This is a genomic window from Streptomyces sp. NPDC111606, assembly GCF_055656945.1.
The window spans coordinates 498,266-524,539 of the sequence record NZ_JBVKBY010000002.1 but is presented as its reverse complement, the minus strand read 5'-3'; the positions used below and the strand labels follow the sequence as shown (position 1 = coordinate 524,539).

Here is a 26,274-nt window from a genome sequence, read left to right as displayed (position 1 = left end):
CACAGATGCGTACGACGACCGGAGGGACACCCTCAGCGGTACGAGCGCTAGAGCGTCGGCAGTGGTCCCGTGTCCTACGGCCAATCCGTATGGCAGCCGACGTCCCCGGCACGGTCCGTCAAGACCCCCGCGCTCGCCTCGCACCGCGTACACAGAAGAGGCAGCACCCTGACTACGACTTTCCGAGAGCTCGGAATCCTTCCCGAGACCGCCGAGGCCCTTGAGGCCGTCGGCATCGTCAACCCCTTCCCCATCCAGGAGATGACCCTCCCCGTCGCCCTCTCCGGCACGGACGTCATCGGCCAGGCCAAGACCGGCACCGGCAAGACGCTGGGCTTCGGTCTCCCGCTCCTCGAGCGCGTCACCGTCCCCGCCGACGTGGAGGCCGGGCGCGCCAAGCCCGACGCCCTCACCGACGCCCCGCAGGCGCTCGTCGTCGTCCCCACCCGTGAGCTGTGCACGCAGGTCACCAACGACCTGCTCACCGCGGGCAAGGTGCGTAACGTCCGCGTCCTCGCGATCTACGGCGGCCGGGCCTACGAGCCCCAGGTCGAGGCCCTGAAGAAGGGCGTCGACGTGATCGTCGGCACCCCGGGCCGACTGCTGGACCTCGCGGGCCAGAAGAAGCTCAACCTCCAGCACATCAAGGCGCTCGTCCTCGACGAGGCCGACGAGATGCTCGACCTGGGCTTCCTGCCCGACGTCGAGAAGATCATCCACATGCTGCCGGCCAGGCGCCAGACCATGCTGTTCTCGGCGACCATGCCGGGCGCGGTCATCGGCCTCGCGCGCCGCTACATGTCGCAGCCCACCCACATCCGCGCCACCGCGCCGGACGACGCGGGCGCGACTGTCGCGAACACCTCGCAGCACGTGTACCGCGCGCACAACATGGACAAGCCCGAGATGGTCGCGCGCATACTGCAGGCCGACGGCCGGGGACTGGCCATGGTCTTCTGCCGTACGAAGCGCACCGCGGCCGACCTCGCCGACCAGCTCAAGCAGCGCGGCTTCGCGGCCGGCGCGGTCCACGGCGACCTCGGCCAGGGCGCCCGCGAGCAGGCTCTGCGCGCCTTCCGCAACGGCAAGGTGGACGTCCTCGTCTGCACCGACGTCGCCGCTCGCGGTATCGACGTCGAGGGTGTGACGCACGTCATCAACTACCAGTCGCCGGAAGAGGAGAAAACGTACCTGCACCGCATCGGCCGCACCGGCCGCGCGGGCGCCAAGGGCATCGCGATCACCCTCGTCGACTGGGACGACATCCCGCGCTGGCAGCTGATCAACAAGGCGCTGGAGCTGAGCTTCAACGACCCGCCGGAGACGTACTCCACGTCCCCGCACCTCTTCGAGGAACTGAGCATCCCCGCGGGCACCAAGGGTGTCCTGCCCCGCTCGGAGCGCACGCGCGCCGGGCTGGAGGCGGAGGAGCTGGAGGACCTCGGCGAGACCGGCGGACGCGGTGCGCGCGGTCGCGGTGGCCGAGGCGGCCGGGACGGCCGGGACGAGTCCCGCTCGTCCTCGTCGGACCGTGAGCGCCCGGCGCGTACGCCGCGTCGTCGCCGCCGCACGCGTGGCGGAGCAACGCTGGACGAGACGTCGGCGCCCGCCGTCGGTTCCGGAGCTCCGGAGGAGACCCCCGGGGCCACCACGGCGGAGTCCGTCAGGGAGCCCCGCACGCCGCGCCGCCGTCGCCGCACCCGCAACGGCGCATCGGCGGAGCAGGCCGTGACGGCCACGTCCTCGGCCCCCGAGCCCGCGGCCGCCGCGGAGGCAGCGGTCACGACGGCGGAGGGCCCGTCCCTGGACTCCGCCGAGGAGACCTCGGCGAAGTCGCGCCGCCGTCGGACCCGCAAGTCGGCGGAGCCGAAGGCGACTTCGGCTCCGGCCGTGGCGACGCCGGAGGCGCAGACCACGCAGGTCGCGGAGGCCGTGCAGGCGTCCGAGCCCGCTGCGGCTCCTGCGGCCGACGAGGCCCCCGCCACCAAGCCGCGCCGCCGCACCCGTAAGACGACGGCACCGGCGGAGACCGCCGTGGACACGGCCGAGGCCGCGCCGCAGACCCCGGAGGCGACGGAGACCCAGCCGCGCCGCCGGACCCGTAAGGCAACGGCTGCGGCCGAAGCCGTCGTCGACACGGCCGAGGCCACCGAGGCCAAGCCCAAGGCACGCCGCACCCGCAAGACCGCGGCGTCGGCCACCCCGGCCGCCGAGATCCCGGCCCAGACGGCCCAGGAGCCGGAGACCGCCGAGGCCAAGCCGAAGCGCACCCGCAAGACGGCCGCCGCCGCTGCGGAGGCCGCCGTCGACACGGCGGAAGCCGTCGAGGCCAAGCCCAAGGCACGCCGCACCCGCAAGGCCACCGCCGAGGCCGCCGTCGACACGGCCGAGGCCACGGAGGCGAAGCCGCGTCGTACGCGCAAGGCCGCCGCGACCGTCACCGAGCCGGAAGCCGCCGAGGCCAAGCCCCGCCGGACCCGCAAGGCGACTGCCGCTGCGGAGGCCGCCGTCGACACGGCCGAGGCCACCGAGGCCAAGCCCAAGGCACGCCGCACCCGCAAGACCGCGGCGGCGACCGTGGAGGCCGCCGAGATCCCGGCTCAGGCCACGCAGGAGCCGACGGCCGCTGCGGAGCCGAAGGCCACCGAGGCGCCCGCGCCGCGTCGCCGTACCCGCAAGGCGGCGGCGACCGTGGAGGCCGCCGACGGCGCGGCCGAGGCCAAGCCCAAGGTGCGCCGTGCCCGCAAGGCCACGGCCGCCACGGAGCCCGCGGAGAGCTGATCTCCCGTACGACGGCCCGGTCCCGCCTCGCGCGGGGCCGGGCCGTCGGCTTTCCCGGACCGACCCGTGGGGGTCCTACGGCCCACCCGCTACCCTCCCCCCGTGACCACCCAACCCGCCTTCACGCCGCCCCCGAACGCCCGCGCCTACGCCCTCCGCACCTCCCGCGGCGCCTTCGCCGTCGTCGACTCCCCCGCCGCTCCCGGCGTCGAAATCCGAGGTGCCGCCCTGCTGCTTCCCGGGTTCACGGGCAGCAAGGAGGACTTCAGGCTCATGCACGAGCCGCTGGCGGCGCGCGGCTACCGTACGATCGCCGTCGACGGGCGGGGACAGCACGAGTCGGACGGTCCGGAGCGCGACGAAGCGCCGTACGCGCGAGGCGAGTTGGCGCAGGACGTCCTCGCCCAGGTGGCAGCCCTCGGCACTCTCGACGCCCCTCTCCACCTCTTCGGCCACTCCCTCGGCGGCCAGATCGCCCGCGCGGCCGTCCTCCTCGACCACACCCCGTTCAGCTCGCTCACCCTCATGGCGTCGGGCCCCGCCCAGATCTCCGACTCCCAGCAGCAGCGCGTGAAGCTGCTGCGGGACGCGCTCGCGGTGATGACCATGGCCGAGACCTGGGAGGCGATCCTCGCGATGGGGCCGCCCGAGGAGGTCGGCGGGCCGGCGCGCGGCATCGGCGGCCCGGACCTGCTGCGTCGCCGCTGGCTCGGCACGAAGCCCGCTCAACTCCTCGCCACAGGGCGCCAGTTGACCACGGAGCCGGACCGCGTGGACGAACTCGCGGCCCTCCCGCTCCCGTTCCACGTCCTGTCGGGCGCGAGCGACGACACCTGGCCGGTCCCGCTCCTCGACGACATGGCCGCACGGCTGAACGCCCGCCGCACCGTCATCCCCGGCGCCGAGCACTCCCCCAACGCCGACCAGCCCCTGCGCACCTCCGAAGCCGTCGCCGACTTCTGGGACAGTGTCGACGGGGCCGGCGCCCAGGTCCAGTACGGCGCGTAGTCCCGGTCCGGCACCTGGTCCAGTGCTGCTGCGCCTGGTCTAGTACTGCGCCTGCAGGTGCTCCCAGAACCCGTCCCGCAGCGCCCGCCGCAGATCCGCCTGCCCGCGCAGGGAGTACTGCAGCAGCCCCTCGGCCTCCACCAGCAGGTCCTGGTCGACGGACCCGGGCAGATACGGATGTCCGGGCAGCAGTTCCACGAGCGACTCCCGCCCCCGCGCAGCGAGCCACTTCGCCGCGATCTGGGCGCCGACGAACCGGACGTCCTCCCGCGTCGGCCGGGCTCCCGCCGTCTCGAATGCGGCGGCCGTGCGCCGGGAGACGTAGGGCTTGAAGAAGTCGAGGTCGAGGGTGCGCTGGCTGTCGACCTCCCAGAGCAGGGGCTCGGCCTGGTTACGGCCTTCCGGCGCCTCGATGCCCCACAGGTGCACCCGCGCCCCGTACCCCTGCGCGGCCTCGACCGCCGACACCAGGTCCTCGTCACCGCCGAGCAGGGCCGCGTCGCTGATGGCGCGGTGCCTGGCCAGGGACTCGAGGTCGGTCCTGATCAGCGAGTCGACGCCCTTCTGCTGGTTGTTGGCGTTGAGGTTCCCCAGCCGCACCTTCACGTCGGGGAGCTCGGCGATCGACTGCTGTTCCGCGGTATGGATGCGTCGCCGGGCGCCGTCGTACCAGTAGACCCGCAGCAGCCTGCTGTCCGCGAAGATCGTGCGCGCCCGGTCGATGAGCGCCTCGATCAGCCCCTCGGCGTCCAGATCGAAGGCCCGGCGGTCCTCCGTCCCGGCGACCAGCCGTCCCGCGGCCGCGTAGAGATAGCCCGCGTCGACGAAGATCGCATGGGTCGAGGGCGTCTTCGCCACCTCGGCGAGCATGCGTTGCAGCAGCTCGTTGATGTGGTCGATGCGGGCGCCGAGCGCCGCGAGGTCGTCGTTCATCGCCACCATTGTCCCGGCGGTCACGCTGCGAACACAACCGGTCCCGGTCAGTCCCGCCTTGATCTCTGGACGACCGTTTACCGGTCAGTAGTTAGACGTTCGAAAAATTTCTTTAGCGTAGGGAATGTTTGTAACACGAAGCACGTTGCATACGTGTGTAACCAAGTAGTTCTCCTCAGTTCTCCTCAGGAGGATGACCAGACGAAGGGAGAAGCCCTTGCGCTTCGAAATCATGCGACTCGACGAGTTCGACGGTACGCCCGTGGACAGCACCGTCGTGGACGCCGCCTCCGTCAACCGGATCGTTCAGCAGGCTGCCGCCACCGGACAGCGGCTGTGGATCCGACCGGCCGACACCTCGGCCTCATAACAGACGCGGATCACCGCAGTAGCTTCGAAGCCCCCGTACGGCACTGACGCCGACGGGGGCTTCGCGCATCCGGGAGCGGTTCCGCGGGACGCTTTCGAGAGCTCAGGCGCCCTGGATCACCTGGGTGACGCCGTTGATGATCTGCTGCACCGCGATCGCCGACAGCATCATCCCCGCGAGCCGTGTCACCAGGACCACGCCGCCGTCCTTGATGACCCGGATGATCAGCAGCGAGTACCGCATCACGAGCCACAGCACGACGTGGATGGCGAGGATCGCCGTCCACACCGACGCCTGCATGGCGACGCTGTCGGCCTTCTGCACGGCGAGGATGACCGACACGATCGCGCCCGGCCCGGCGAGCAGCGGCATACCCAACGGGACGAGAGCGACGTTCACGTCCTTGGTCTGCTTGGGCTCGTCCGTCTTGCCGGTGAGCAGGTCGAGCGCGATCAGCAGGAGCAGCAGCCCGCCCGCGATCATCAGCGCGGGCACGGAGACGTGCAGGTAGTTGAGGATCTGGTGGCCGAGGAGCCCGAAGACCGTGATCACACCGCCCGCCACACAGACGGCCTGGAGGGCCATCCGCTTCTGCACCTTGGCCGGCCGGCCGGAGGTGAGCGCGAGGAAGATCGGGGTGATCCCGGGGGGATCCATGATGACGAAGAGGGTCAGGAAAAGGGAGCCGAAGACGGCGAGGTCGAACATGGGTGCCTTGCAGAGAAACGGAACGAACGGGACGCGAGAGTGAGGCTGTGACGGGGTGGAGCTGTGACGGGGTGAGCCTCAGGCCCCGCCGGTCCCCGGCACGGGAAACGCCCCGGTGGCCCGCCGCGTGATCTCGCCGTACACCTCGGGGTCCGTCGTGTACTCGCCGAGCACGCACGTCTTGCGGCTGCCGTGGTAGTCGCTGGAGCCGGTCGTCAGCAGCCCGAGCTCCTTGGCGAGTCCGCGCAGCCGCGCCCGCGTGTCGGGGTCGTGGTCCATGTGGTCGACCTCGATGCCGTCGAGCCCGGCCGCGGCCAGGTCCGCGATGGCGGACTCCGGCACCGTACGGCCCCGCTTGCTCGCGGCGGGGTGCGCGAAGACGGCGACGCCGCCCGCTGCCTTGATCAGCCGGATCGCCTCGAACGGGTCGGTCTCGTGCTTCTCCACGAAGGCCCGGCCGCCGTCGGCCAGCCAGTCCTCGGTGAAGGCGTCACCCACGCTCGGTACGACTCCCAGCTCGACCAGCGCGGAGGCGACGTGCGGCCGCCCGACCGAGCCCTCACCGGCGATCCGCAGCACCTGCTCCCAGGTGACGGGCACGCCCAGCCCGTTGAGCTTGGCGACCATGCCCTGGGCCCGGGGCACCCGGTCGTCGCGCACCAGCTCCCGCTCGGCGAGCAGCGCCGGCTCCTCGGGGTCGAAGAGGTAGGCCAGCATGTGCATGCTGATCCCGTCGAAACGACAGGACAGCTCGGCGCCGGTGACGAGGGTGAGCCCCTGGGGCAGCGCGGCGATGGCCTCGGCGTATCCGCGGGTGCTGTCGTGATCGGTGAGCGCCACGACGTCCAGTCCGGCCGCGGCGGCGCCCAGCACCAGCTCGGCGGGAGTGTCCGTGCCGTCGGAAGCGGTGGAGTGGGTGTGCAGATCGATACGCACGACACGAACTCCATTCACTGACGGTACGGAAGGGGACGCTCAAGGATAACCAGGTTTTCAACAGCCCTTGTCACACCCGCACCGCCCGAGCGCCCCCTACGGGCAACGCCCTGAAGGGGCGCGGGGAACTGCGCGATCAGCCACGAACCCACCCGCAGCCGCGGACCGTCCCCGGCCACCCGAGCTCTTGGGCGCACTACGGCCCGGCCCAGCGGAGCGCTACGGCTCCAGCAAGCGCGGCGACAAGGCCCCGCAGGGCACCAGCTCCAGCTCGGCCCCCGCGTCCCGCAGATCCGTCAGCACCAGCTCGTCGTACATGAGCAACCCCGACTGCTCGGGCCACACAACCGCCCACAGCCACATACCGAGCGCCTCACCGGCGAAGACGGCACGGTCGTCGGGGGCGCCGGCGACATGCCACAGCGGGGTCGGGCGGCCGGCGGCGAGGACCTTGGCCTGGGGTGGCTTCTCGACGTTCATGTACGACCCCGGGTCCGGACCGTCGATGCCCGCGTAGCGCGCGCCGAGGCCGACGCCGAGTTCCTCGGCGACCAGGATCAGCTCACCCATGCCGCCCAGCGGACCGGGTCCGGAGCAGGCCACGGCGGTCGCGCGGCCGCCACTGCGGTCGTCGCCCGCGCTGGCGACACCTGTGAACAGCCAGCCGATCGGCAGCGGCCACGGCATCCACACCGGCACATGCGTGCGATGCACGACCACACCGAGGGCCTCGACGCTGGGCGGGATCACGGGCTGCACCGGGTGCACGGTGCCGTGCACATCGCACTGCCAGGTGTCGGCGAAGAGTCCGGGAGCCCTGACCCGGCCACCACACTTCGGGCAACTGGGTTCGCCCCTCATAGGCCCCCACGGTCCTACCCCTTCTGCGCCACGTCAAGGACGATCACCCGTCCGGACGGAACCCGTGCCGATCCAATATAGATGTAGCTTGCATTAATTAGACTAGCTAACATACTCTGTGCATCGGCCACCTACCTCGGTGCGGATTGGAGAACGCAATGGACCCCTTCGACGCGGGAGCGGGCAGCATCCTGCGGCAGCCGAGGGCCGTGTGGGCGACTGCCGGCGCTTCCGTAGTGGCCTTCATGGGCATCGGGCTCGTCGACCCGATCCTGCCGTCCATCGCCGGCGGCCTGCACGCCACCGCCGGCCAGGTCTCCCTGCTCTTCACCTCGTACTTCCTCATCACCGCCGTGGCGATGCTGGTCACCGGATTCGTCTCCAGCCGCATCGGCGGCCGCAAGACCCTGCTGCTCGGCCTCGCGTTCGTGATCGTCTTCGCCGGGCTCGCGGGCACGTCCGGATCGGTCGGCGAGCTGGTCGGATTCCGGGCGGGCTGGGGGCTCGGCAACGCGCTCTTCGTGTCGACGGCCCTCGCCGTCATCGTCGGCGCGGCAGCCGGCGGCAGCGCGGCGGCGATCCTGCTGTACGAGTCCGCCCTCGGCCTAGGCATGGCATGCGGGCCGCTGCTGGGCGCACTGCTCGGGGACGCCAGCTGGCGCTACCCGTTCTTCGGTACGGCCGCACTGATGGCGGTCGGCTTCCTGTGCATCGCGGCGTTCCTGAAGGAGCAGCCGAAGCCGGCCCGCAAGACCTCGCTGCTGGACCCGATCAGGGCCCTCGGCCACGGCGGCCTCGCGTCCGTGGCGGTCTCGGCGTTCTTCTACAACTACACGTTCTTCACCGTGCTGGCCTTCACACCGTTCGTGCTGAACATGAGCCCGTACCGGTCGGGCGCGGTGTTCTTCGCCTGGGGTCTGCTGCTCGCCGTGTTCTCGGTGATCGTGGCACCGCGCCTGCAGAAGCGGTTCGGCTCACTGAAGGTGCTCGGCGGCTCACTGGTGCTGCTGGCCCTGGACGTACTCGTCCTCGGCTACGGCGACCACACCACCGCCGTCGTCTGCACGATCCTGTCCGGCGCGTTCATCGGCGTGAACAACACCGTCTACACGGAACTGGCGCTCGGCGTCTCCGACGCGCCCCGCCCCGTGGCGAGCGCGGGCTACAACTTCGTGCGGTGGTTCGCCGCGGCGGCCGCACCCTATTTCGCGCCGAGGATCGAGGAGTGGACCGGCAGTCTCCGCATCCCCTTCGTCGTGGCGGCCGTCACAGCCGTACTGGGCTCACTCGTGGTCGTCGTACGGCGGAAGTCACTGGCGCACGGAGCCGAGGAGCCGGCGCCGGCGCACGCCACCGAGGACAGCGTGGCCGTGTTCGCCAACTGACGCTTTTCAGCCACCGGTTGGTGAGGTTGCTCACGCGGTGTCAGTCCAGCGGGACGGACGTTCGGGCGGGATCCCGGAGGTCCGTCCCGTTCGTCAGCCAGCGCTCCTGGAGGGCCTGGGCGCCGTGCACCCGCTTCCAGGCGGCCTCGTTCGGGGTCATGGGAAGCAGCGGCAGGAAGTGCACCGGGTCGGCAGGCTCGTCGAGTTCCAGGTCCTCGACCAGACCGCCCGGCTCGGCGACCAGGACCGAGGTGAACGGGGCCCCCGGCCACAGCGGTTCACCGACGTCCAGCGAGGCACCCGGAGCCACGATCACGCCCTCGACCTGCGGGGACGCGGCGAGCACGGCGAGCGGGCGGAGCACCTTGTCGGTGTCGGCGAGCCCGGAGCGGACCGAGAGCACCAGCTCGGCGCGGGGGCCCTTGACCGGATCGGCGACCATCGCGTTGGGGTCGTTCATGGGATGCGCGGACATGCCGAGAGTGGCGTAGCGCACGAGGTCTCCCTCCTGGAAGCGGAGCACCTCCATGCGGTCCGTACCGAGGAAGGTGACCGCCGCGCGTGCGTCCGGTTCGCCCAGCGCGGAGCGCAACCGGGCTTCGACCAGAGGGAGAACATCAGCCATGAGCCGAGCATAGAACTCGTCAGTACCGGGCAAAGGAGCGCCTTGACACTTCAGTCGGCTGATACTCTTGCCCGGTGTTCGGGACGGCATGCAGAAGCTTCGCGATCGAGTCCTGACACCGAATTGAGACTCCCCTACGGGGAACCCCGAACGGGGTATGGATCGTCCCTCACGAGGGACCGGCCGGAGGAGGTGGGGCTGTCATGGATCGAAGTCGACCGTGCAGTACCACTCGCTCTTCCCGCCGCTGATGTAGCTGATTCGGCTGTTCCGCCTCCGGCTGACCGCCGCCTTTCATGCTCGCGTCCTCACGCGGAAGAGCACTTCGTTTCGCTTTGCCTGATCTGTCTGATCTGAATCAGCAACGAAGCCCATCACCGCGACGGTGCGGTGCTCCCCGCTTTGTGGACGTGCCAAACATCCTGAAGTCAGGACGTCCCCATTCCGGGTAGTTCCAACCGTGCTGCGGCCCCCCACGCTTCGTTGCCCGTTGCGAAGGAGCTTGCTCATGTCGATGATCCGCGACCTGCGCGCCGTGGTCCGCCCGTCCCGCGTCTCGCTGCGCAAGGACACCGGCACGTACGACACCACCCGCGACCCCGCGACGCCCTCCGCCGTCGTCGACTGCGCCGTCTACCGCAACGGCGCCCGCGTCGAGACCCCGCAGCCGCTGACCCCGCACGAGGCGATGCGCCGGGTACGGCGGGACGGAGGGTTCGTGTGGATCGGGCTGCACGAGCCGACCGAGGCCGAATTCGCCGGTATCGCCAGTGAGTTCGGGCTGCACCCGCTGGCCGTCGAGGACGCGGTGCAGGCGCACCAGCGCCCCAAGCTGGAGCGCTACGACGACTCGCTGTTCACCGTCTTCAAGACGATCCACTACGTCGAGCACGACGAACTCACCGCCAACAGCGAGGTCGTCGAGACCGGCGAGGTCATGTGCTTCACCGGCCGGGACTTCTTCATCACCGTCCGGCACGGCGGGCAGGGCTCGCTGCGGGCGCTGCGGCACCGGCTGCAGGACGACCCCGAGCTGCTCGCCAAGGGCCCGTCGGCCGTGCTGCACGCGATCGCCGACCACGTCGTCGACGGGTACATCGCCGTCGCCGACGCGGTGCAGGACGACATCGACGAGGTGGAGACCGAGGTCTTCTCGCCGGGACGCAAGGGCACGCCGCGCGGCACGGACGCGGGGCGGATCTACCAACTCAAGCGCGAGGTCCTTGAGTTCAAGCGCGCCGTGTCGCCGCTGCTGCGGCCCATGCAGCTGCTGAGCGAGCGGCCGATGCGGCTGATCGACCCGGACATCCAGAAGTACTTCCGGGACGTCGCCGACCATGTCGCGCGCGTGCACGAGCAGGTCATCGGCTTCGACGAGCTCCTCAACTCGATCCTGCAGGCCAACCTCGCGCAGGCGTCCGTGGCGCAGAACGAGGACATGCGGAAGATCACCTCATGGGCCGCGATCATCGCCGTACCGACGATGGTGTGCGGGGTCTACGGCATGAACTTCGACTACATGCCGGAGACGCACTGGAAGTACGGCTACCCGGTGATCATGAGCATCACGGTGGCCATCTGCCTGGGCATCCACCGCACGCTGAAGCGCAACGGATGGCTCTGAGCGGCCCGATCCGGCGACTCCGACGGGGCCGCAGGCGCCTGGATAGGCTTGGGCCATGACAAGCGAGCTGCTCGACCAGGCCCTCGTCGAGGAGGCCACGAAGAAGTCCGGCCTCATCTGGGTCAGGGGACCCGGCGCCCCGGCCCGGGCGCTGTGGCACGCGTGGCACGAGGGTGCGGCGTGTGTGATCGGCGACGGGCCGGGCGAGCAGCCGCTGCCGGGGCTGGCCGACGGGGCCGAGGCCGAGGTGACGGTCCGCAGCAAGGACAAGGGGGGCCGGCTGGTCTCCTGGGCGGCGAAGGTCGTGGAGCTGGCGCCGGGCTCCGAGCAGTGGGAGGCGACGGTCGCCGAGCTGAAGGGCAAGCGCCTCAACGCGCCCGACGGTGAGGCCATGCCGGACCGCTGGGCCCGCGAGTGCCGGGTGCTGCGCCTGGAGCCGACCGGAGGCACCGCCCCTCTGCCGGACGGCTCACTGGCCGAAGCCCCCCTGCCGTCCCCGGCGACGACACGTGAGCCGATCCCCGCGGGGCTGCCGCGGCTGCTCCTCAAGAAGAAGCGGCGCCGCTAGGCGGCCGCTGCTCCGCCGGGCGGGTCACTGAGCGGGGCGGTTACCGAGCAGCGCCGTCAAGACGTCGGCAGCTGCTTGCCGTAGTCCACCGTCTCGTCCTTGGCCGGCTTCTCCAGCGGGAAGTCCTTGCCCCAGGCCGAGAAGGTCAAGGTGCCGCCGCCGCCCGCGCGCGTGAGGCGGAGCGGGTACGGGGTGCCCTCCAGGGAGACGTCGAGGGTGCCGCCGGCACCCTTGTCGCCGGTGATGCGGATGATGCGGGTGCCCTCCTGCTCGTGGTGCCCGTCGGTGGCGAGAGCGCCGTGGAGCGTCAACAGGCCGTCGAGCAGGACACCCTTGTCCGTGAAGCCGCTGAACTTCTTGTACGACGGATCCCCCTCCGGCACCCTCACGTACTTGCCGTTCAGCTTGTCCGCCGCCGCGTCGGTCTTGGCGCCGTCCGCATCGCTCCAGAACCCGGCGTCGGCCTTCAGATACAGCTGCTCACCGATCCGCAGCAGCTGGAAGGTGGCCCCCTGGGCGGTGACCGACCCCGTCCCACCGTCGGACTTCAGCTGCATGTCGAGCTTGTAGGTGCGCCCGCTGGTGACCACGCTCCCGGCGAGGCGGACCGCTTCTGCGGAGTCGGCGGCCTTGCGGGTCTTGCGCTGGATCTCGGCGGCCGGCAGCTTGCCGACCCCGTTGGTGCCCTCGTCCGGGTCCTCACTACTGCATCCCGTCAGTCCGGCTCCCGACACGACCAGCGCGCACACGGCGCTCAGCATCGCGGCCCGGCGAATACGACCCTGAGGAATCGCAGGCACAGGTGGGGCTGCCTTTCTGTTGTGGGACCCGAGCGGCGTACCGCAGCGTACCGGGGTGTCAGGGCCCAGGCGGAGCCAGTCCGTCCGGACTGCTCACCAGGGCGTATCGGATCCGGACGGGCTAGCCTGAAGCCCACCCGAGCGGGCAATTCGGGTAAGCGGCACAGCCCGCGAACAGGCAAGCGCAACGACAGGCAAAGGAGCCTCAGCAATGGCAGCCGGCGCTCCCCGGATCTTCGTCTCGCACCTCGCCGACGTCGCCGCGTTCGACCCGAACGGCGACCAGGTGGGCCGGGTCCGCGATCTGGTCGTCATGCTGCGCGTCGGCCGGCGCCCGCCACGCCTGCTCGGCCTGGTCGTCGAACTCTCCACCCGGCGCCGCATCTTCCTGCCCATGACCCGCGTCACCAGCATCGAGTCCGGCCAGATCATCACCACCGGCGTGCTCAACGTCCGCCGCTTCGAGCAGCGCCCCACCGAGCGCCTCGTCTTCGGCGAGCTGCTCGACCGGCGCGTCACCCTCGTCGAGACCGGCGAGGAGGTCACCGTCCTCGATCTGTCGGTCGGACAGCTACCGGCCCGCCGGGACTGGGAGATCGACAAGGTGTTCGTCCGCAAGGGCGGCCGCAGCGGTGCCTTCCGGCGGGCCAGGGGCGAGTCGCTGACCGTCGAGTGGTCCGCCGTCACCGGCTTCACCCTGGAGGAGAAGGGACAGGGCGCCGAGAGCCTCCTCGCCACCTTCGAGCAGCTGCGGCCGGCCGACCTCGCCAACGTGCTGCACCACCTCTCCCCCAAGCGCCGTGCCGAGGTCGCCGCGGCCCTCGACGACGACCGCCTCGCCGACGTTCTCGAAGAGCTCCCCGAGGACGACCAGATCGAGATCCTCGGCAAGCTGAAGGAGGAGCGTGCCGCCGACGTCCTGGAGGCCATGGACCCGGACGACGCGGCCGACCTGCTCGGTGAGCTGCCGGAGGAGGACAAGGAGCGGCTGCTGAGCCTGATGCAGCCCGCCGACGCGGCCGACATGCGCCGTCTGATGGCGTACGAGGAGCACACGGCCGGCGGTCTGATGACGACCGAGCCGGTGATCCTGCGCCCCGACGCCACCGTCGCCGACGCCCTCGCCCGGGTCCGCAACCCCGACCTGTCCCCCGCCCTGGCCGCCCAGGTCTACGTCTGCCGGCCGCCCGACGAGACCCCGACCGGCAAGTACCTCGGCACGGTCCACTTCCAGCGGCTGCTGCGCGACCCGCCGTACACGCTGGTCAGCTCGATGGTCGACGAGGCTCTGGAGGCCCTGGACCCGGACGCGGAGCTGCCGGTCGTCGCCGGGTTCTTCGCGACGTACGACATGGTCGCGGCGCCCGTCGTAGACGAGTCCGGGTCGCTGCTGGGCGTGGTGACCGTGGACGACGTACTGGACCACATGCTGCCCGACGACTGGCGGGAGACGGAGTTCCATCTGGACGAGGGCGCGGGCGCGGGCGAGGGGGTGACCGTGCATGGCTCCTGAGCGCGAGGGCACGCGCGAGCGCGTCGTGTCGGGCGCCACCGCGACCACCCGGGCGCCCCGTACCCGCCTCGACCAACCCCGCCCGCCGCGCCGCCGGATCCTGCCCGAGTGGGATCCGGAGGCCTTTGGACGGCTGTCGGAGCGCGTCGCCCGCTTCATCGGCACCGGACGGTTCCTCGTCTGGATGACGATCGTGATCATCGTGTGGGTGCTGTGGAACATCGCCGCACCCGGCGATCTGCGGTTCGACGAGTACCCGTTCATCTTCCTGACGCTGGCCCTGTCCCTGCAGGCCTCCTATGCCGCCCCGCTGATCCTGCTCGCGCAGAACCGGCAGGACGACCGCGACCGGGTCAACCTGGAGCAGGACCGCAAGCAGAACGAGCGGTCGATCGCCGACACGGAGTACCTGACCCGCGAGATCGCCGCGCTGCGCATCGGCCTGGGCGAGGTGGCCACCCGCGACTGGATGCGCTCGGAGCTGCAGGACCTGCTGAAGGACCTGGACGAGCGGGGCAACGGTCACCGGCACGGCGGTCACCGCGAGCGCGGGGTATTCCCGGCAGATCGGTCTGCGGGACGTGACGTAGACGACCGCTGACGGGCTTACCGGGGCATGGCTACCGCGCCGTACCATCGTCCTATGGCTACGGAAGACGCGGTGCGCGAAGCGCTGGCGACGGTGAACGACCCCGAGATCAACCGCCCCATCACCGAACTGGGGATGGTCAAGTCGGTGGAGATCGGTGCGGACGGTGCGGTCGCGGTCACCGTGTACCTGACGGTCTCCGGCTGCCCGATGCGCGAGACGATCACCCAGCGCGTGACGGACGCCGTCTCCGCGGTCGAGGGCGTCACCCGCGTCGAGGTCACGCTCGACGTGATGAGCGACGAGCAGCGCAAGGAACTGGCGAACGCCCTGCGCGGCGGCACAGCCGAGCGCGAGGTCCCCTTCGCCAAGCCGGGCTCGCTGACCCGCGTGTACGCGGTCGCCTCCGGCAAGGGCGGCGTCGGCAAGTCGTCCGTGACGGTCAACCTGGCGGCGGCGATGGCGGCCGACGGCCTCAAGGTGGGCGTCGTGGACGCCGACATCTACGGCCACAGCGTGCCGCGCATGCTGGGCGCGGACGGGCGTCCGACCCAGGTCGAGAACATGATCATGCCGCCGTCCGCGAATGGCGTGAAGGTCATCTCCATCGGCATGTTCACGCCGGGCAACGCCCCGGTGGTCTGGCGCGGCCCGATGCTGCACCGTGCGCTCCAGCAGTTCCTGGCGGACGTGTACTGGGGCGACCTGGACGTCCTGCTCCTGGACCTTCCCCCGGGCACGGGCGACATCGCGATCTCGGTGGCCCAGCTCGTCCCGAACGCGGAGATCCTCGTGGTCACCACGCCTCAGCAGGCGGCCGCCGAGGTCGCCGAGCGGGCCGGCTCCATCGCCGTCCAGACCCACCAGAAGATCGTCGGCGTGGTCGAGAACATGTCCGGCCTGCCCTGCCCGCACTGCGACGAGATGGTCGACGTCTTCGGCACGGGCGGCGGCCAGGTGGTCGCCGAGGGCCTCACCCGCACGACCGGCACGAACGTCCCGGTCCTCGGCAACATCCCCATCGACGTCCGCCTGCGCGAAGGCGGCGACGAGGGCAAGCCGGTCGTCCTGACGGACCCGGACTCCCCGGCCGGCTCGGCCCTGCGCGCGATCGCGGGGAAGCTGGGAGGCCGCCAGCGCGGCCTTTCGGGCATGTCGCTGGGGATCACGCCGCGCAACAAGTTCTGAGTCCGGTACGACGATGGGGGCGCCGTCCGGTGAGACGGCGCCCCCATCGTCGTATGTGTATCTCGCGGCAGGCCGGGGCCTAGGCGTATGCCGAGATGTCCTTGATCATGGCGAAGCCCAGCCCGTACGCGCTCATGCCCCGCCCGTACGCCCCCACGTGCACGCCCTCCTGAGTGGAGCCGGCCAGCACCCAGCCGAACTCGGACTCCCGGTAGTGGAAGGGCGTGGGCACCCCGTCCACCGGCAGGGACAGCGTCGACCAGTCCGAACCCTCGAGGTCGTCCGCGAGGGCCCACGCCGTCTCCGTCTGCTGCTCCAGCCAGTCGTCGCGCAGCGTGTGGTCCATCTGGCCCGGCCAGGTGAAGGACAGCAGCCCCACCCCCGCGAGCCACGCCGCCGAGGACACCGATGTGGCCTCCAGCAGCCCCGTACCGTCGGCGCTGTGCCGGGACGGGTTCGCCGCGACGGTCACGACCACCGCGAACTTCTCCCGGTCCTCCGTCGCCTCGTTCCGTACGGAGGGCTCGTCGCCGTGTCCGATCGAGCCGTGTTCCACGGACCCGTCGGCCGCCATGCCGACCTGCATCAGCCAGCGCGGCCCCGTGAAGGCCTCATCGAGGCCGTACCACGGGAAGGGCGCCAACAGGTAGCCGTCGACCGTGCGCCGGGCGGAGGGGACCTGCTGTCCGCTCTCCGCGGCCGCCTGCGCGACTGCCCGACTCGTCGTCTGACTCGTCGTCTCCATGTGCCCGGACGCCTCCTCGTTCTCGCCGGACCAGCCCGGCCCGCCCCCCTTCGGGCGTACTCGTCCGGTCCGCACAACAACTCGGCAGCATAGCCACACCGCTCCGAACAGCAGTGAAACCGCCCGGCGCGTGGGGCGCACAGAGGGCGGGTTCAGGCCGTGCACGACCCGAGCGGAGTATGAGAAGCGTCACGTACGAGCGGTGTCCCGCCCGCGTGTTCGCACGGGTCAGGTGGCGTCCGCGTCGTAGGGCGGGCGCTCGTCGCGGGGGTTCTCGGGCTTCTTCGTCATGTCGATCGCGCCGCCTGCGGAACCCGAGGTTCCCGAGGCGGAGGACGACGAGGACGATTCCGCGTCACGGCCATGGACGGCGTCGGTGACCTCGGCCATTTCCTTCTTCAGGTCGAAGCCGTTGCGGATCTCCTTCAGCCCCAGCTCGTCGTTGTCCATCTGCTTGCGGATGAACGTCTTGGGGTTGAGGTCCTCGAATTCGAAGTCCTTGAACTCCGGGCCCAGTTCCTGCCGGATGTCCTGCTTGGCGCTCTCCGAGAACTCGCGGATCTTGCGAATCGTCCGCGTGGCGTCCTGGATGAGCTTCGGGAGCTTGTCCGGACCGAAGACGAGCACGGCGAGGACAATGAGCGTCACCAGCTCGAGCGGTCCTATGTCATTGAACACCTGAAGCTCCTTGCGATGTCCTCGGTCGGCTCCACGGTACCCGGCCATCCGCTACGACCGGTACTGTCCCGAGGCCTCCGAATGCGTGTGGGCGTGCGGTTTTCCGGGTTGTTTGCCTTGTCAGGACCCGTGTGGGAGGTGACACGGGTCACGCTGAGAGGTTTCTGTGAGTCTCGGCCCCGCTCAGCCGCCGCTCGACGAGCCCAGCGTCAGCGAGATCGAGATCTCCTTTCCGCCACGCTCCAAGGTCAGCTCCAGCCGGTCGCCGGGGCGGTGGGCGCGGGTCCTGACGATGAGTTCCTCACCGGAGTGGACGCGCTGGCCGTTGACCTCGGTGATGACGTCGCCCGACTTGATGCCGGCCTTGGCGCCGGGGCCGCCGCCGGTCACCGCGGGACCGCCGTCGCTGCCCTTGGCTCCGACGCGGGCTCCGTCGCCGGTGTAGTCCATGTCGAGCGTGACCCCGATGACGGGGTGGGTCGCCCTGCCCGTGTTGATCAGCTCCTCGGCGACGCGCTTGGCCTGGTTGACCGGGATGGCGAAGCCGAGGCCGATGGAGCCGGCCTGGCCGCCGTCGAGGTCGGAGCCGCTGTCGGCGGAACGGATCGCGGAGTTGATGCCGACGACACGGCCCTGGGCGTCGAGGAGAGGGCCGCCGGAGTTGCCGGGGTTGATGGGCGCGTCGGTCTGCAAGGCGTCGACGTACGACATGTCGCTCCCGTCGCTGCTCTCACCGCCGGCCGTGATCGGCCGCTCCTTGGCGCTGACAATGCCGGAGGTGACCGTGCCCGCCAGGTCGAACGGGGCGCCGATGGCCACGACAGGGTCGCCGACCTGGACATTGTCGGAATTGCCGAGCGGCAGGGGGGCGAGGTCACTGCCGCCGGTGACCTTGACGACGGCGAGGTCGTAGCCGCCGTCCCGTCCGACGACGGTGGCCTTCGCGGTGTCGCCGCTGTGGAAGGTCACGGATATCTCGCCGTCATCGCCCGCGGGTTCGACGACGTGGTTGTTGGTGAGGATGTGGCCGCGGTCGTCGAGCACGAACCCGGTGCCGGTGCCCTGCTCCTCGCTGCCGCTCACATGCAGCGTCACGACACTCGGCAGGGCCCGCGCGGCGATCCCGGCGACACTGTCCGGCGCCCGCCCGGCGGACTCACTGCCTGCCTGCGGCAGCTCCACGTCCCCCACACCCCCGGTGCGCTCCAGATACGCCCCCACGGCACCACCGACCCCACCGGACACGAGCGCGAGCAACAGGGCACCGACGAGGAGCGCCTTCCTCCCGCGCCTGCGGCTCGGCTCACCGGTGACGCCTGCGGCGCCGTTCTGCTGGAGGGCGGCGGTGGGGTGGGGCGTGCGGGACCAGGGGTCGTAGTTCTGCCAGGGATTGGCGGGGCCCTGGGTGTCCGCCGCCGGGGCCGCCGGGATGGGGGTGGCCTGGGTGGCCGCGCCGGGCACCGGAGGGGGTGTCTGGGCGGGGATGCCCGGGGGCGCCGCCGTGACGGTTGCGCTGAGGCCCTGGGTCGGTGCGGGGGTGGGTTCGGTGACGGACGGGGGCGGGGGTACCGGAGGCGCGGGTGCGGTGTGCGCTGCGGCCTCGGTGCCGGTCGTCGGGGCGGGTGCGCCGGGCGCGGGCGTCGGCACGCCGGGCACCGGCGGGGGCGGTACGGCCGTCCCGTGCGCGGGCGTGGTCGCCGGGTGCTGGACCGGCGGGGCGGGCGCCCAGGGGCCGGGCTCGCCGTAGGGCGGGGTGCTGTAGGGGTCGGGGTCGTGCAAGGGCTTGGGGCGCTCGGCGTCGTCAGCAACTCCGACTGCCGTGACTGTCACGTCGGCGTCCGGGACGGACGCGGGTGCTCCGGTCGGCCGCGCCAGCTCGAAGTCCCCCTCACCCGAAGCCGCGTCGCCGTCACCGTCGCCGTCCACGCGCGCAGCAGGCCGGGCCAGTACGAAGTCCGTCTCGGCGGAAGCCCCGTCGTCGCCACTGCCGCTCACCGCAGGCCGAAGCTCGAAGTCCCCCTCCGTCGAGGCCCCGTCGCCGACCGCTCCCTCCACGGGCCGCGCCAGCTCGAAGTCGCCCTCGGCCGAAGTTTCGCCACGGCCGTCGCTCACCGCGGGCCGCGCCAGCTCGAAGTCCCCGTCGGTGTCGGCACCGTGGCCCCGCGCACCGGCGTCTCCGGCAGCCCCGGCCGGTGTCCTCGGCTCGCTCAAGTCGTCCGGTGCCGGAGCCGCCCCCGCCGGCTCGGCCGAAGGCCCCTGCGGTCGAGGTCGGTTCCACCACTTCGCCTTCGCGGGCTTCCCCTCGTTCATGCTCTGCTTCCTGCTCACTGCTGACCCGATGCTCGAGTAGGCCGCTCCGCTCCTGGCCGCATCCGAACGGACACGGCCGACGTCCGGCTGGGCAGCCTCAGCCGATCGGTCGCCACCCCGCAGCCCATGTGCCGGCTGTCCAAGGAACCCCGCCCGAACGGTGCCGCGCCAACAGCAGCGGCTGCATGCGATCCCTGGCTTCCCGGCAGGCCGCCACCGGGACGTCCCGGCGCCCGAATGCCTACTCGACTCTGCGCTGTCGCACTCAGGTTCCCCCCAGGAAACCGGCGACCTCGTGCTACCCCCCATCCGGCACGCGGCGTCAACGGCGGCCGCAGTCCATCCACTCCGCGCCCGGCCCACAGGCACGGCGCGCGGCCCACCCTGGATTCAACCAGGTTCGTGGGCCACTGCGCAGAGGCCGGGTCAGCGGCCGGTGGCCGGAGGGGCGGAGGGGGACGAGGTCACGTCGGGCAGGGGTGAGGTGAGCAGGTCGGGGGCCGCCGTGATCGCGGCGGTCGTGGCCCACGAGGTCAGCGCGAGCGGCGCGGTCGCGCTGAGCGGGCGTATCAGCGGGGACATGGCGGCCGCGCCGGCCACCACGGGCGCGGCGAGGGTGTGTATGTCCGCGTCGGCGGGATGGGCCGGCATGCCGGGCAGGAGGGGAGCCGCGACCTCGGTCGGGGCCACGTGGGTGTCGGGCGTCTGCACACCCTGCCCCTGCGTGAGGAGGGGGCCCAGGGCGCGGCGGCGCTGGTTCTCCGGTGCCGTCGTGGCCCCGGTGCCCTGGTTCCGCGTCGGCGTCACATTGCTGCCGGTTCCCGAGCCGCCGCGCGCTTCCGCGTCGGTCGGCGCGCTGGTCGTGACGCCGCCCAGCGAGATGGCGGCCAGCGACACCGCGCCCGCCGCGACCAACGCGAACCTCATACGGGAGGACGCGCGATCGGCGTCATGACGGCCCACGGGATGGGTGCGGAAGCCGCGGTCGGAGGCGGGGAGCGCCGGTACGGCGTGCGAACGCGACGGGACGTATCCGAACTCGAAGCGGTCCTCCCGGTTCACCCCGAAGGCCCCGGCGCCCGGCCGTCCGGACAGTCCGCCGAATCCTCCCCCGCCCAGCGGCGAGCCGCCGCCGTCCAGGTCACCTCCCCCGGGGAGGCCCTGAAGACGGGCCAGGAAACTCTCGGAGGGAGGCGGCGGGGCCGCCTCCGCGAAGACGTTCTTCAGTCGGCGCTGGGCGTCGGCCTCCGACTTGCACCTGGCGCAGGTCGCCAGGTGGGCCAGGACGCGCTCGCGCGTCTCATGACCGAGCTCTCCGTCGACGAGCGCGGAGAGTCGGTCGCCAAGGTGCTGCTCGGCGAGGAGCCGTTCGGCGGGGTTGGGTCGAGTGCCACTCACGCGGTCGCGCCCCCTCCCCCCAGTGCAGGCACGCGCGGCACGAAGGAGCGGCGCTCGGCACGCGCCTCCGGCGAACGGTGTGCGAGGGCCTTGCGCAGCTGGGAACGGCCGCGGTGGATACGGGACCGGACGGTGCCGAGCTTGACGCCGAGGGTCGCGGCGATCTCCTCGTACGACAGTCCTTCGATGTCGCACAGGACGACCGCGGCGCGGAACTCGGGCGCGAGCGTGTCGAGGGCCTGCTGGACGTCAGCGTCGAAGTGCGCGTCGTTGAAGACCTGCTGGGGCGTGGGCTCCTTGCTGGGCAGCCGCTCGGCGGCGTCGTCGCCCAGCGCGTCGAAGCGGATGCGCTGCTTGCGACGGACCATGTCCAGGAAGAGGTTGGTGGTGATGCGGTGCAGCCAGCCCTCGAAGGTGCCCGGCGTGTACGTCGACAGGGAGCGGAAGACGCGGACGAAGACTTCCTGCGTCAGGTCCTCGGCGTCGTGCTGGTTGCCGGTGAGGCGGTACGCCAGGCGGTAGACGCGGCCGCTGTGCGTGCTGACGATCTCCTCCCAGGTGGGCGGAGTCCACGCCTGCCCGTCCGCGTCGGTGGAAAAGGTCGCGGTCTGGGCGTAGTCGTCGGCGTGGCTGTGGTCAGCGGTGTCGTTCACGGATTTCGGCCTACCCGCCGATCCGAGAAAGCGCCGGAGCACTCCTCCCCGATCCACAGGCGCAGCCGCACCTCCCCTATCGGCTCTGGTGGTGTCCAGTGGAGCCCCTACCATAGCCACCTCGCCCGTTAGCTCCGGATAAGCGGTTTTACGAGAATTTGATCTGGGCTGACACGGCTGGTGGGCCTGCGTCAGCACTTGCTCTCGGCCCTGCTCGTCGTCGTGATCCAACTGTGTCCCCCCGCTCGTCTTCCCACCCCTCTAAACGCTCGGTCCCATCTGCGGGTTCCCGGCCGCAACGGATACAGTCACGCCCAGGCAACCACGGGGACAGGAGAGGGTCATTACCGGCAACCGGCAGACGAGCTGGGCGTTCGCCGACGCCTACGTCGCCGAGGACGAAGTCCTGCGCTGGGCCCGTGACCGGGCCCGCGAAGCGGGGCTGCGCTCGGTGTCGCCCGGCACGGGTGCCGCGCTGCGGATGCTCGCCGCCACCGTGGACGCCAAGGCGGTCGCGGAGATCGGCACCGGTACCGGCGTCTCCGGCATCCACCTCCTGCACGGTATGCGTCCGGACGGCGTGCTGACCACGGTCGACCCGGAGCCCGAGCACCAGCAGTTCGCCCGCCAGGCCTTCCGGGCCGCGGGCTTCGCCAGCAACCGCGCCCGCTTCATCCCGGGCCGCGCCCTGGACGTCCTGCCCCGCCTCGCCGACGCCGGTTACGACCTCGTCTTCTGCGACGGCGACCGGCTGGAGTTCCTCGACTATCTCGCTGAATCGTTGCGCCTGCTGCGTTCGGGCGGCCTCGTCGTGTTCGAGGGCGTGTTCGCCAACGGCCGCACGGTCGACTCGGGCCCGCAGCCCACCGAGGTCATACGGATCCGGGAACTGCTGCGCGCGGTGCGCGAGAGCCAGGAACTGGTGCCGTCGCTGCTGCCGGTGGGCGACGGGCTGCTGTGCGCGGTCAAGCGCTGACCGCCTGACCGGCCCCCCTGCAGGCCTTGTCCCTGCCGGGAATAGCCACGGACCTACCGGGAAGACTGGCTGACGAGCCGGAGAGAATCGCGGACGTACCGGGGGAAGCAGCGACCCCGGCACCATGTGCGATGCCGGGGTCGCCGAAAGGGTAGGGTCGCTGCCGCGTCAGCCGACGACCTTCTTGAGGGCATCGCCGAGCGCGTCGGCCTCGTCCGGGGTCAGCTCGACGACGAGCCGACCGCCGCCTTCGAGCGGAACGCGCATGACGATGCCCCGCCCCTCCTTGGTCACCTCGAGCGGGCCATCGCCCGTCCGCGGCTTCATGGCCGCCATGCTCGTTCCCCTTCCTGAAACCAGCTCATCGTCAAAGCCGACGGCCCCATGGAGGGCACGCGCGTCAGGTATGGGACACGCGACACCGGCATCGAACACATTGCTTCCAAGCCATTATCCCGCATCTCAGGACCCGATGACCAACATCAGTCGGCATCGCTTGGGCAACGCGCGCGAGCAAAACCACTCAATTCGGCGATGTGACTGCGATACTGCTCCGCCGCACGCGCTTCGGCCGAACGGAACCGGACGCAAATTCTTTGACGCAGGTCACACGTCCGGTCGGGGCCGTTGCCGGTGATCTCCGCCATGCTGTCCTTCAGACAGGTGCGTACCGACGAGTACGCCCGAGCCGTCACACCGGAGGGGATACGCCATGGCCGACACCGTGCTCTACGAGGTGAGCGACGGGCTCGCGACGATCACGCTGAACCGCCCCGAGGCGATGAACGCGCTGAACGTCGAGACCAAGGTCGCCCTGCGGGACGCGGTCCAGGCTGCTGCGGGCGACGACGCCGTACGCGCCGTGCTGCTGACCGCGGCCGGGGAGCGGGCGTTCTGCGTGGGGCAGGACCTCAAGGAGCACATCGGTTTGCTGATGTCGGACCGGGAGACCGGGTCGGGGCAGACGATGAGCACCGTGCGGGAGCACTACAACCCGGTCGTGCGGGCGCTGGCAGGGATGCCGAAGCCGGTGGTGGCCGGGGTGAACGGCGTCGCTGCCGGGGCCGGCTTCGGGTTCGCGCTCGCTGCGGACTATCGGGTGGTGGCGGATACGGCGGCCTTCAACACGTCCTTCGCGGGGGTCGCGCTGACCGCCGACTCCGGGATCTCGTGGACGCTGCCGCGGGTCGTCGGACCGGGCCGCGCGGCCGACCTGCTGCTCTTCCCGCGCAACATCAAGGCTCAGGAGGCGTACGAGCTGGGGATCGCGAACCGGCTGGTGCCCGCCGCGGAGCTGCGGGCCGAGGCCGAGAAGGTTGCGCGGGCCCTCGCCGAGGGGCCGACGGTCGCTTACGGCGCGATCAAGGAGGCGGTGGCGTTCGGGCTGTCGCACTCGCTCGAGGAGACCCTGGAGAAGGAGGACGACCTGCAGACGCGGGCCGGGTCCTCCGAGGACCATGCGATCGCGGTGCAGGCCTTCGTCAACAAGGAGAAGCCGAAGTACCTGGGCCGATGAGCTGGGGCGGTCGCGCCGTCGGGGACTGCGGGCCCGTGGGGGCTGGTCTCGCCCACGCGGCGGAGTCGTACATCGATGCGGCCCCGCGCTCCTAGACGGCGCTTCTCGCGACGCAGGTTTCCAAGTGATCGTCGACCAAACCGCACGCCTGCATCAACGCGTAGGCCGTCGTCGGTCCTACGAAGCGCAGGCCCCTCTTCTTCAGGGCCTTGGACAGGGCCGTCGACTCCGGGGTGACCGCCGGGACGTCCGCCAGGGTCTTCGGGGCCGGGCGAGTGGCCGGGTCGGGGGCGTGGGACCAGATCAGGTCGTCCAGGTCGCCGGGGGTCCACTCGGCCAGCGCGCGTGCGTTGGCCATGGTCGCGTCGATCTTCGCGCGGTTGCGGATGATGCCCGCGTCCGCGAGGAGGCGGTCCCTGTCGGCGTCCGTGAAGGTCGCGACCTTGGCGATCTCGAAGTCCGCGAAGGCGGCGCGGAAGCCCTCCCGCCGCCGCAGGATCGTGATCCAGGACAGGCCCGACTGGAAGGCCTCCAGGCTGAGGCGTTCGTAGAGCGCGTCGTCGCCGTGGACCGGGCGGCCCCACTCCTCGTCGTGATACGTCACGTAGTCCGGGGTGTACAGGGCCCAGGGGCAGCGCAGGGCACCGTCCGGGCCGGCGAGGGCCGTGCCGTCACTCACTGCTGGTCCTCCGGGGAGGGCTTGTCCATCGACACATGGCCGGCCGAGGCCTGCGCGCCGGACAGCGCGGACTCCAGGTCGGCGATGCGGGCGTCGCGCTCGGCGAGCTCGGCACCGAGGCGGCTGAGGGCGTCGTCGACGTCGGCCATGCGGTAGCCGCGTGCGGCGAGCGGGAAGCGCAGGGTCTCGATGTCCGCGCGGTCGAGCGGACGGTCCGGCGGCAGCAGATCCTGCAGACGCTCGGGCGCCGCCTCGGGCAGCGGGCCGTCGCTCTCGCCGCCGCCCACCACGGCGAGTGTCACCGCGGCGACCACGACGGCCAGCGCGACGACCAGGAACAAGAACATAACCATCGCTGCGGCCCCCACGGTCGGTTTATGCGAGCGGTCGAGTGTGTCAGGGTCCGATCGTGCCATGCGACTCTGACAGCTAGGGTCGCAGGCGGCCCAAAGGGCGGTACGTACCAGGACACACAAGGAGAGGTCACAGGGGATGCTCAGGCTGGGCAGGCGTGAGTTCGACACGCACGAGCCGGTGATCATGGCGATCGTGAACCGGACCCCGGACTCCTTCTACGACCAAGGGGCGACGTTCCGCGACGAGCCCGCCCTCGCGCGCGTGGAGCAGGCCGTGGCGGAGGGGGCGGCCATCATCGACATCGGTGGGGTCAAGGCCGGGCCCGGCGACGAGGTGACGGCCGAGGAGGAGGCGCGGCGGACGGTCGGGTTCGTGTCCGAGGTGCGGCGGCGCTTTCCGGATGTCGTGATCAGCGTCGACACCTGGCGGGCTTCCGTCGGGGCGGCGGTGTGCGAGGCCGGGGCGGATCTGCTGAACGACGCGTGGGGCGGCGTGGATCCGGAGCTGGCGGAGGTCGCCGCTCGGTACGGGGCGGGGCTGGTGTGTACGCATGCCGGGGGTGCGGAGCCTCGTACTCGGCCGCATCGGGTGACGTACGACGACGTCATGGCGGACATTCTGCGGGTGACCGTGGGGCTGGCCGAGCGGGCGTTGGCGCTGGGGGTGCCGCGGGAGTCGATCCTGATCGATCCGGGGCACGACTTCGGGAAGAGCACGCGGCACAGCCTTGAGGCGACTCGGCGGCTCGGGGAGATGGTGGAGACCGGGTGGCCCGTGCTGGTGTCGCTGTCCAACAAGGACTTCGTCGGGGAGACGTTGGACAGGCCGGTGAAGGAGCGGGTGGTGGGGACGTTGGCCACTACCGCGGTGTCGGCGTGGTTGGGGGCACAGGTGTATCGGGTGCACGAGGTGGCGGAGACGCGGCAGGTGTTGGACATGGTGGCGTCGATCGCGGGGTGGCGGGCTCCGGCGGTGGCGCGCCGGGGGTTGGCGTAGCGTTCCCGCCCCCGCCGCCCCCACCCCTCAAGTCCCGCCTCTCGAGGGACCGGGACGTGTGGTGGGTGGGCAAGGGG

At 71.1% G+C, this 26,274-nt stretch carries 27 protein-coding genes; 12 read left to right on the top strand and 15 right to left on the bottom strand.

The features are described 5' to 3' along the window. Positions 1-261 precede the first annotated feature (261 nt). Together ACZ7M7_RS10235 and ACZ7M7_RS10230 are read left to right on the top strand one after the other, a co-directional pair. Positions 262-2,781 carry a DEAD/DEAH box helicase gene (locus tag ACZ7M7_RS10235; protein ID WP_472115219.1) on the top strand — a complete coding sequence of 840 codons (2,520 nt, stop codon included), beginning with the start codon at positions 262-264 and terminating at the stop codon, positions 2,779-2,781. Positions 2,782-2,883: 102 nt separating this feature from the next. Beyond that, positions 2,884-3,789 carry an alpha/beta fold hydrolase gene (locus ACZ7M7_RS10230; RefSeq protein ID WP_472114703.1) on the top strand — a complete coding sequence of 302 codons (906 nt, stop codon included), beginning with the start codon at positions 2,884-2,886 and terminating at the stop codon, positions 3,787-3,789. Positions 3,790-3,828: 39 nt separating this feature from the next. Here the strand turns inward: ACZ7M7_RS10230 and ACZ7M7_RS10225 are convergent, their stop codons facing one another. Then, positions 3,829-4,722, bottom strand: coding sequence for an NYN domain-containing protein (locus ACZ7M7_RS10225; protein ID WP_472114700.1), 894 nt, complete (start codon positions 4,720-4,722; stop codon positions 3,829-3,831). 217 nt (positions 4,723-4,939) lie between these two features. On the opposite strand from ACZ7M7_RS10225, the gene ACZ7M7_RS10220 reads away from it, so the two are divergent. Further along, complete coding sequence (locus ACZ7M7_RS10220) at positions 4,940-5,092, top strand: hypothetical protein (RefSeq protein ID WP_383603138.1); 153 nt, start codon at positions 4,940-4,942, stop codon at positions 5,090-5,092. A gap of 102 nt (positions 5,093-5,194) precedes the next feature. Here ACZ7M7_RS10220 and ACZ7M7_RS10215 read toward each other — a convergent pair whose 3' ends face one another. The 3 genes from ACZ7M7_RS10215 to ACZ7M7_RS10205 all read right to left on the bottom strand — a co-directional run bounded on the left by ACZ7M7_RS10215 (position 5,195) and on the right by ACZ7M7_RS10205 (position 7,597). Then, complete coding sequence (locus ACZ7M7_RS10215; RefSeq protein WP_383603141.1) at positions 5,195-5,800, bottom strand: MarC family protein; 606 nt, start codon at positions 5,798-5,800, stop codon at positions 5,195-5,197. A 78-nt stretch (positions 5,801-5,878) separates the two neighbouring features. Beyond that, positions 5,879-6,736, bottom strand: coding sequence for a PHP domain-containing protein (locus tag ACZ7M7_RS10210; RefSeq protein WP_383603144.1), 858 nt, complete (start codon positions 6,734-6,736; stop codon positions 5,879-5,881). Positions 6,737-6,955: 219 nt separating this feature from the next. Then, positions 6,956-7,597, bottom strand: coding sequence for a DUF6758 family protein (locus ACZ7M7_RS10205; RefSeq protein WP_383603147.1), 642 nt, complete (start codon positions 7,595-7,597; stop codon positions 6,956-6,958). A gap of 158 nt (positions 7,598-7,755) precedes the next feature. Here ACZ7M7_RS10205 and ACZ7M7_RS10200 point away from each other — a divergent pair, with 158 nt between their 5' ends. Then, positions 7,756-8,982 (top strand): MFS transporter, encoded by a 1,227-nt coding sequence (locus ACZ7M7_RS10200; RefSeq protein WP_472114695.1) that lies wholly within the window; start codon positions 7,756-7,758, stop codon positions 8,980-8,982. A gap of 40 nt (positions 8,983-9,022) precedes the next feature. Here ACZ7M7_RS10200 and ACZ7M7_RS10195 read toward each other — a convergent pair whose 3' ends face one another. Beyond that, positions 9,023-9,607 (bottom strand): suppressor of fused domain protein, encoded by a 585-nt coding sequence (locus ACZ7M7_RS10195; RefSeq protein ID WP_383603150.1) that lies wholly within the window; start codon positions 9,605-9,607, stop codon positions 9,023-9,025. A 508-nt stretch (positions 9,608-10,115) separates the two neighbouring features. Between ACZ7M7_RS10195 and ACZ7M7_RS10190 the strand changes: the two genes are divergently transcribed. After that, entirely contained in the window at positions 10,116-11,231 is a 1,116-nt protein-coding gene (locus ACZ7M7_RS10190; RefSeq protein WP_383603153.1) for a magnesium and cobalt transport protein CorA, read from the top strand. Positions 11,232-11,286: 55 nt separating this feature from the next. Beyond that, the gene (locus ACZ7M7_RS10185; RefSeq protein WP_472114692.1) at positions 11,287-11,799 is read left to right on the top strand and encodes a hypothetical protein; all 513 of its coding nucleotides are present in this window, start codon (positions 11,287-11,289) and stop codon (positions 11,797-11,799) included. A 56-nt stretch (positions 11,800-11,855) separates the two neighbouring features. Here ACZ7M7_RS10185 and ACZ7M7_RS10180 read toward each other — a convergent pair whose 3' ends face one another. Continuing rightward, positions 11,856-12,599: a hypothetical protein gene (locus tag ACZ7M7_RS10180; RefSeq protein ID WP_383603159.1), complete on the bottom strand. Its 744-nt coding sequence runs from the start codon at positions 12,597-12,599 to the stop codon at positions 11,856-11,858. A gap of 211 nt (positions 12,600-12,810) precedes the next feature. Here ACZ7M7_RS10180 and ACZ7M7_RS10175 point away from each other — a divergent pair, with 211 nt between their 5' ends. The 3 genes from ACZ7M7_RS10175 to ACZ7M7_RS10165 are packed head-to-tail and all read left to right on the top strand — an operon-like array spanning position 12,811 to position 15,889. Then, positions 12,811-14,112: a magnesium transporter MgtE N-terminal domain-containing protein gene (locus tag ACZ7M7_RS10175; protein WP_472114689.1), complete on the top strand. Its 1,302-nt coding sequence runs from the start codon at positions 12,811-12,813 to the stop codon at positions 14,110-14,112. Next, positions 14,102-14,713, top strand: a complete 612-nt coding sequence (locus ACZ7M7_RS10170; RefSeq protein WP_383628185.1) for a DUF1003 domain-containing protein — start codon at positions 14,102-14,104, stop codon at positions 14,711-14,713. Before ACZ7M7_RS10175 ends, ACZ7M7_RS10170 begins: the two co-directional genes overlap by 11 nt. 42 nt (positions 14,714-14,755) lie before the next feature. Further along, positions 14,756-15,889: an Mrp/NBP35 family ATP-binding protein gene (locus ACZ7M7_RS10165; protein ID WP_472114685.1), complete on the top strand. Its 1,134-nt coding sequence runs from the start codon at positions 14,756-14,758 to the stop codon at positions 15,887-15,889. 79 nt (positions 15,890-15,968) lie between these two features. Here the strand turns inward: ACZ7M7_RS10165 and ACZ7M7_RS10160 are convergent, their stop codons facing one another. The 5 genes from ACZ7M7_RS10160 to sigE all read right to left on the bottom strand — a co-directional run bounded on the left by ACZ7M7_RS10160 (position 15,969) and on the right by sigE (position 21,715). After that, positions 15,969-16,634 carry a hypothetical protein gene (locus tag ACZ7M7_RS10160; protein WP_383603171.1) on the bottom strand — a complete coding sequence of 222 codons (666 nt, stop codon included), beginning with the start codon at positions 16,632-16,634 and terminating at the stop codon, positions 15,969-15,971. A gap of 228 nt (positions 16,635-16,862) precedes the next feature. Further along, complete coding sequence (locus tag ACZ7M7_RS10155; RefSeq protein ID WP_383628180.1) at positions 16,863-17,312, bottom strand: sec-independent translocase; 450 nt, start codon at positions 17,310-17,312, stop codon at positions 16,863-16,865. A 183-nt stretch (positions 17,313-17,495) separates the two neighbouring features. Next, on the bottom strand, positions 17,496-19,622 hold the full coding sequence (locus tag ACZ7M7_RS10150) for a S1C family serine protease (protein ID WP_472114682.1): 2,127 nt from the start codon (positions 19,620-19,622) through the stop codon (positions 17,496-17,498). 426 nt (positions 19,623-20,048) lie between these two features. After that, the gene (locus tag ACZ7M7_RS10145; RefSeq protein ID WP_472114678.1) at positions 20,049-21,020 is read right to left on the bottom strand and encodes an anti-sigma factor family protein; all 972 of its coding nucleotides are present in this window, start codon (positions 21,018-21,020) and stop codon (positions 20,049-20,051) included. Then, complete coding sequence (gene sigE / locus ACZ7M7_RS10140) at positions 21,017-21,715, bottom strand: RNA polymerase sigma factor SigE (protein ID WP_369273240.1); 699 nt, start codon at positions 21,713-21,715, stop codon at positions 21,017-21,019. Before sigE ends, ACZ7M7_RS10145 begins: the two co-directional genes overlap by 4 nt. A 301-nt stretch (positions 21,716-22,016) precedes the next feature. Between sigE and ACZ7M7_RS10135 the strand changes: the two genes are divergently transcribed. Then, positions 22,017-22,649 (top strand): O-methyltransferase, encoded by a 633-nt coding sequence (locus tag ACZ7M7_RS10135; RefSeq protein WP_383603755.1) that lies wholly within the window; start codon positions 22,017-22,019, stop codon positions 22,647-22,649. Between the two features lie 168 nt (positions 22,650-22,817). On the opposite strand, the gene ACZ7M7_RS10130 is transcribed toward ACZ7M7_RS10135, so the two are convergent. Continuing rightward, positions 22,818-22,985, bottom strand: coding sequence for a DUF3117 domain-containing protein (locus ACZ7M7_RS10130; RefSeq protein ID WP_003966491.1), 168 nt, complete (start codon positions 22,983-22,985; stop codon positions 22,818-22,820). Between the two features lie 146 nt (positions 22,986-23,131). Beyond that, positions 23,132-23,296 carry a hypothetical protein gene (locus ACZ7M7_RS10125; protein WP_328879485.1) on the bottom strand — a complete coding sequence of 55 codons (165 nt, stop codon included), beginning with the start codon at positions 23,294-23,296 and terminating at the stop codon, positions 23,132-23,134. A gap of 65 nt (positions 23,297-23,361) precedes the next feature. Between ACZ7M7_RS10125 and chcB the strand changes: the two genes are divergently transcribed. Beyond that, the gene (gene chcB, locus ACZ7M7_RS10120) at positions 23,362-24,165 is read left to right on the top strand and encodes a 2-cyclohexenylcarbonyl CoA isomerase (protein WP_383603182.1); all 804 of its coding nucleotides are present in this window, start codon (positions 23,362-23,364) and stop codon (positions 24,163-24,165) included. Positions 24,166-24,256: 91 nt separating this feature from the next. Here the strand turns inward: chcB and ACZ7M7_RS10115 are convergent, their stop codons facing one another. Continuing rightward, positions 24,257-24,844, bottom strand: coding sequence for a DNA-3-methyladenine glycosylase I (locus ACZ7M7_RS10115; RefSeq protein ID WP_472114675.1), 588 nt, complete (start codon positions 24,842-24,844; stop codon positions 24,257-24,259). Continuing rightward, a complete protein-coding gene (locus ACZ7M7_RS10110) occupies positions 24,841-25,197 on the bottom strand; it encodes a DivIVA domain-containing protein (RefSeq protein WP_383628177.1) in 357 nt (118 codons plus the stop codon). The genes ACZ7M7_RS10115 and ACZ7M7_RS10110 overlap by 4 nt, the downstream gene beginning before the upstream one ends. 139 nt (positions 25,198-25,336) lie before the next feature. Here ACZ7M7_RS10110 and folP point away from each other — a divergent pair, with 139 nt between their 5' ends. Then, positions 25,337-26,197, top strand: coding sequence for a dihydropteroate synthase (folP, locus tag ACZ7M7_RS10105; RefSeq protein ID WP_383628176.1), 861 nt, complete (start codon positions 25,337-25,339; stop codon positions 26,195-26,197). Positions 26,198-26,274: the final 77 nt, after the last annotated feature.

Excerpts from the sequence above, each read along its gene's own strand:
- ACZ7M7_RS10160 (WP_383603171.1), bottom strand. The coding sequence starts at position 16,634 with ATGGAGACGACGAGTCAGACGACGAGTCGGGCAGTCGCGCAGGCGGCC.
- ACZ7M7_RS10195 (WP_383603150.1), bottom strand. The coding sequence starts at position 9,607 with ATGGCTGATGTTCTCCCTCTGGTCGAAGCCCGGTTGCGCTCCGCGCTG.
- ACZ7M7_RS10225 (WP_472114700.1), bottom strand. The coding sequence starts at position 4,722 with ATGAACGACGACCTCGCGGCGCTCGGCGCCCGCATCGACCACATCAAC.
- ACZ7M7_RS10125 (WP_328879485.1), bottom strand. The coding sequence starts at position 23,296 with ATGGCGGAGATCACCGGCAACGGCCCCGACCGGACGTGTGACCTGCGT.
- ACZ7M7_RS10130 (WP_003966491.1), bottom strand. The coding sequence starts at position 22,985 with ATGGCGGCCATGAAGCCGCGGACGGGCGATGGCCCGCTCGAGGTGACC.
- ACZ7M7_RS10150 (WP_472114682.1), bottom strand. The coding sequence starts at position 19,622 with ATGAACGAGGGGAAGCCCGCGAAGGCGAAGTGGTGGAACCGACCTCGA.
- chcB (WP_383603182.1), top strand. The coding sequence starts at position 23,362 with ATGGCCGACACCGTGCTCTACGAGGTGAGCGACGGGCTCGCGACGATC.
- ACZ7M7_RS10205 (WP_383603147.1), bottom strand. The coding sequence starts at position 7,597 with ATGAGGGGCGAACCCAGTTGCCCGAAGTGTGGTGGCCGGGTCAGGGCT.
- ACZ7M7_RS10170 (WP_383628185.1), top strand. The coding sequence starts at position 14,102 with ATGGCTCCTGAGCGCGAGGGCACGCGCGAGCGCGTCGTGTCGGGCGCC.
- ACZ7M7_RS10175 (WP_472114689.1), top strand. The coding sequence starts at position 12,811 with ATGGCAGCCGGCGCTCCCCGGATCTTCGTCTCGCACCTCGCCGACGTC.
- ACZ7M7_RS10165 (WP_472114685.1), top strand. The coding sequence starts at position 14,756 with ATGGCTACGGAAGACGCGGTGCGCGAAGCGCTGGCGACGGTGAACGAC.
- ACZ7M7_RS10190 (WP_383603153.1), top strand. The coding sequence starts at position 10,116 with ATGTCGATGATCCGCGACCTGCGCGCCGTGGTCCGCCCGTCCCGCGTC.
- ACZ7M7_RS10235 (WP_472115219.1), top strand. The coding sequence starts at position 262 with ATGACCCTCCCCGTCGCCCTCTCCGGCACGGACGTCATCGGCCAGGCC.
- ACZ7M7_RS10110 (WP_383628177.1), bottom strand. The coding sequence starts at position 25,197 with ATGGTTATGTTCTTGTTCCTGGTCGTCGCGCTGGCCGTCGTGGTCGCC.
- ACZ7M7_RS10185 (WP_472114692.1), top strand. The coding sequence starts at position 11,287 with ATGACAAGCGAGCTGCTCGACCAGGCCCTCGTCGAGGAGGCCACGAAG.
- ACZ7M7_RS10215 (WP_383603141.1), bottom strand. The coding sequence starts at position 5,800 with ATGTTCGACCTCGCCGTCTTCGGCTCCCTTTTCCTGACCCTCTTCGTC.
- folP (WP_383628176.1), top strand. The coding sequence starts at position 25,337 with ATGCTCAGGCTGGGCAGGCGTGAGTTCGACACGCACGAGCCGGTGATC.
- ACZ7M7_RS10200 (WP_472114695.1), top strand. The coding sequence starts at position 7,756 with ATGGACCCCTTCGACGCGGGAGCGGGCAGCATCCTGCGGCAGCCGAGG.